This is a genomic window from Eubacterium sp. 3_1_31, from assembly GCF_964249515.1.
GTDB lineage: Bacteria > Bacillota_I > Bacilli_A > Erysipelotrichales > Erysipelotrichaceae > Longicatena > Longicatena caecimuris.
On the sequence record NZ_CAXUBY010000090.1, the window covers coordinates 1 to 2,684 of the forward strand.

Consider the following 2,684-nt stretch of genomic DNA (forward strand, 5'->3'; position numbering starts at 1 on the left):
TGTTAGGCTACTGCTAATGGAATAGCAGGTTCGGTCACTGCCGAACAATTACATTATGCGACTTCGTGTCGCACCCAGAGGTATGCGTCGAAAGTTCCCTCGGTCACATAGCGATACACATGGACAAGGGGATTCTGGTTGCCCTGGCGCTCGATACGGCCCTTGCGCTGGGCAAGGTCTCCCGGTCTCCACGGACAGTCCAGGTCATGAAGTGCCACCAGACGGTCCTGCACATTGGTGCCTGCGCCCATCTTGGCGGTGCTGCCCATAAGCACACGCACCTGACCGGTACGGACTTTGGAGAACAGCTCCTTTTTCCGCACCTCGGTATTGGCCTCATGGATAAAAGCGATCTGGTCGGCAGGCATTCCCTGAGCAATGAGTTTCTGACGAATATCGTCATACACCGTAAAGGCCGGTTCCTGCTCCGGCAGAGGTACAGCGCCTTCCAGTGCGTGAAGCAGTGGATTATCCAGCGTTTTCGCCGCCTTGCTTGCAGGAGCTTTTGCCTGCGGGGTAGAAATATCACAGAACACCAGCTGGGTTAATTTATCAGCCTCGCCATCCCGCCAGATCTGCATGATGTTCTCTACGCATTGATTGACCTTTGTTCCGGGTTCGTCCGGCAGCATCTGGTTGACGATCCTCTGGTCCAGCCCCAGTTTACGGCCATCCGAGGTAATCTTGAGCATATTGTCCTGGGACGGGTCAACGGTTCCGCTGTGTACCAGCGATGCGCGCTCCGAAAGGGCCTTGACCATTTCCTGCTGATGTTCGGTAGGCTGCGCCACGATGTTGTGGTATTCCACTTCCGGGGTAGGCAGATTCAGCTGGTCGGCAGTCTTAATGTCAGCCACTTCTTTGAACAGGTTCATCAGCTCCGGCAGGTTAAAGAACTTGCTGAATCTCGTTCTTGCCCGGTAGCCGGTTCCCTCCGGTGCCAGCTCCAATGCTGTGACGGTCTCCCCAAATCGGGAAGCCCAGCAGTCGAAGTGGGTCATGTTCAGTTCTTGCAGGCGTTCATATTGAAGATAACGCTGCATGGTGTAAAGCTCGGTCATGGAGTTGCTGACCGGTGTGCCGGTGGCAAAGATCACGCCACGGTTTCCGGTGATCTCATCCATATAGCGGCACTTGGCAAACATATCGGAGGATTTCTGCGCATCCGATGTGGAAAGACCAGCCACATTCCGCATTTTTGTGTATAAAAACAGGTTCTTGTAGTTGTGGGCCTCGTCCACAAACAAACGGTCCACCCCCAGCTGCTCGAAGGTTACTACATCGTCTTTTCGCCCCTCGGCTTGCAGCTTTTCCAGTCTGGCTTCCAGAGACTTTCTGGTACGCTCCAGCTGCTTGACGGTAAAACGCTCGCCGCCGCTGGCCTGCACCTCTGCGATGCCCTCGGTGATCTCGTCGATCTGCTCATAGAGAAGCCGTTCCTGACGCTCCCGGCTGATGGGGATACGCTCAAACTGGCTGTGTCCCATGATGATGGCGTCGTAGTCACCGGTCGCAATACGGGCGCAGAACTTTTTGCGGTTATGGGTCTCAAAGTCCTTTTTGGTGGTGACTAAGATGTTGGCAGAAGGATAGAGGCGCAGAAACTCCGACGCCCACTGCTCGGTCAGGTGGTTGGGAACCACAAAGAGAGATTTCTGGCACAAGCCCAGGCGTTTGGCTTCCATCGCAGCAGCTACCATCTCAAAAGTTTTGCCTGCGCCTACTTCATGTGCCAACAGGGTATTTCCTCCATACAGCACATGGGCGATAGCGCTTTTCTGGTGTTCCCGCAGGGTAATGGCCGGGTTCATGCCGCCAAAAGTGATATGGCTGCCATCATACTCGCGGGGACGGGTAGAGTTCATTTCTTCGTTGTACTGGCGCACCAGAGTCTGGCGGCGCTCCGGATCTCTCCAGATCCAGTCCTTAAAGGCTTCCCGGATAGCCTGCTGTTTTTGTGCAGCCAGGGTGGTCTCCTTGGCGTTCAGCACGCGGCGCTCTTTTCCGTCTGCGTCCTCTATGGTGTCATAGATACGGACATCCCGCAGGTTCAGGCTGTCCTCCAAAATCTTGTAGGCATTGGCACGGCTGGTTCCATAGGTGGTGTAAGCTGCTACATCGTTGTAGGATACGGAAGATTTCCCCTTGATCTGCCATTCAGCAGTAAAGGAGGAATAGTTGACCTCGATACTGCGCTGGAGATAAAACGGGGTGTTGAAGGTCTCGTACATAAACTGCTGGATGTACTCTTTGTCGATCCAGGTAGCGCCCAGACGCACCTCGATCTCCGACGCATCCAGGTCTTTGGGCTGGGCGGCGGTAAGGGCTTCCACATTGACTGCATAAACCTGGTCCTGCTGTGCCGCCCGCTGCGCCTGGCGCAGTTTGCGGCGTACATTGCCGGAAAGGTATTCATCAGCAGTCACATAATGGGGCGATCCGTCCTGCTCCAACTTTCCCGGTACACGAAAGATCACGCCTTGCAGTTCTCCGGCCAGTTCTTCTTTGGTTTTTCCGGTAAGCTGGCTCATATAGCCCATATCCACGCAGGCTTTTTCCGAGATAGACACCGCCAGTGCTTCGCTTGCCGTATCCACCACAGCCACCGCCTGATGGGGCTTGATGGTCCGTTTGGTGAACATATCCGCCTTGCGTTCCAGCTTTCCGTCCTCGTCGATGACTTC

General features: G+C 54.9%; 1 pseudogene. It reads right to left on the reverse strand.

The annotated features are described in order from the left end of the window. Positions 1-74: 74 nt before the first annotated feature. Positions 75-2,684, reverse strand: a pseudogene (locus ACESSZ_RS16320) (helicase-like domain-containing protein); the annotation flags it as partial.